The 1,744-nt window shown below is 61.0% G+C and carries 2 protein-coding genes and 1 pseudogene; 2 read left to right on the top strand and 1 reads right to left on the bottom strand.

Annotated elements, in window-relative coordinates; translation table 11 throughout:
• On the top strand, nt 1-648 hold a 648-nt coding region (locus ACODSN_RS16355; RefSeq protein ID WP_489056546.1), incomplete at its 5' end, for a hypothetical protein.
• Nucleotide 649: 1 nt separating this feature from the next.
• Nucleotides 650-1,366, top strand: coding sequence for a hypothetical protein (locus tag ACODSN_RS16350; RefSeq protein ID WP_489056545.1), 717 nt, complete (start codon nt 650-652; stop codon nt 1,364-1,366).
• Nucleotides 1,367-1,564: 198 nt separating this feature from the next.
• Here the strand turns inward: ACODSN_RS16350 and ACODSN_RS16345 are convergent.
• A pseudogene (locus ACODSN_RS16345) lies at nt 1,565-1,744 on the bottom strand (hypothetical protein); the annotation flags it as partial.

Below are 1,744 nucleotides of genomic sequence, written 5' to 3'. Positions count from 1 at the left end.
AAGGTGGGTCACTTCTCGATGAAAACCCCGGGTCACTTCTCAGCAGCAATCAACACCGAGTGGCTCGACCGAGAGCATGTCGCGCTCAAGGCTTATGTCGCCGGCATCAGTACGCGACTCTTCACACAGCGGGCAACCGCCGTCTTCAATGCGGATATTTTTGCGCTCCCCTTCCCCGAGGACGGCAACCTCGACCTGAGCGCCAACGAACGGATTCTGACCGACGACATCGTCGCCTTTCAGCGTGATTTCATTCGACTGGGAACGCGCTCCAAACTCATGCATAGCGCGCTGGCCGATGCGCTCGAGCGATTCGACAGCACGCTCCTCGAGCAGATCAATGCTGTTTACGGCCGCAACCCCTTGCAGGCGTTGCCATCCTATCACTGGTCCGGCGCGATTTGCCGGGCTTATGTCTTCGGTGATGGACAGGTCGACTGGGCAGATGCCGAAGCGCTACGGCATAAGCTTGACGGCCTTTTGTACGAACGCCGCGGGTCCAGCCTCACGATTGCCCGGATCACCCGTCTTTACGATCAGGGTTTCGTCTTCCTGCTGAAACCTGATCGACATCGTTTCTGGACGCGCTCGGTCGCGTTGCACGATGCCGACGACATCCTCGCCGATTTGCGCGCGCAGGGCTTCTGAGATGTTGGCTGATGGCGGGGAAAGCGTTGCTCGGGCAGGGTCACTCGGAACTGGCATCCATCTTCCCGGCGAGTGGCTTGGCGCACTGGTGACATTCATCGGCGGCGTCCTTCCGGACTGGCGCGACGACCCGGTTCGCGAGGCAGCAACGGGTGAAACGAAACTTACGGCGCAACTGTGCGCGCGCCTCAACAGTGCTTCGCGGCATGCACCGGGCTGGGACTTTCTGCAATTCCGACGGGAGGAACCGGACGAGGCGGACGGGCGGCGCGCAGTCGATCTCGCCGTTTCGCCGAGCGGTGAGGTGATCTGGATAAAGGGTCGCGAATATACCGAATACCGCACCCTGCTTCCGATCGAATGCAAACGACTGCCGACGCCATCGAGCAGCGATCGTGACGAGCGCGAATATCTGATCAGCCGGTTCAGCTCCACCGGCAGCGTGCAGCGCTTCAAGGCCGGACATCACGGTGCAGCTCATGGACGGGCGGCGATGATTGGATATGTGCAGGCCCATGACATCGGGCACTGGCAAGCGAAAGTCGACAGCTGGATCGATGGCATCGTTAAGGACGCGACCGAGAATTGGTCCGCCGCCGACAAGCTCGCATTGATCGCCCATGACAGCCCGCGGCGCCTGGCGGCATTGCGATCTCGCCATGACCGGCGTGCCGGCCTCGAACCGATCCATATCGATCACCTTTGGATCGAGATGTAAGGCTCGATGACCAACTCAGCCTGGCGCAGACAGGCTAACGCAGACGTCTATTGCAGCGAAGATGCTCGGGGTAAACCGGTACCCCGCCAAGAATTGCCAGCCGGTCCATTCCTGTGGGGAGAGGCTGAGGATTGTCCGCCAGCCAGGCGCAATATTCCTCTTCGGTGTCGAAGTCTGGCGTCTGGTCGGAGAAGTCGCTCATGCGGCGGATATAATATGTGCTCTGTCGGCCGCGGATTGGGACATGCCTTCGCGGCGGCGCTTGTCGATAAACTCCTGCGCGATCTCCCCGAAGCTGTTTGCGGCTGAAACCTTGGCCCTGGGCTTTGTCTGCTGCTTTTCGCGGGCAGGGTCGGCACCGGCCGCGAGCGCCGCGCT

Source organism: Sphingobium sp. FG11, from assembly GCF_057809915.1.
This window is presented reverse-complemented; position numbering and strand designations above follow the sequence as displayed.

Bases quoted from the DNA above. Each gene is read 5' to 3' on its own strand.
- ACODSN_RS16350 (WP_489056545.1), top strand. From the start codon at position 650: ATGTTGGCTGATGGCGGGGAAAGCGTTGCTCGGGCAGGGTCACTCGGA.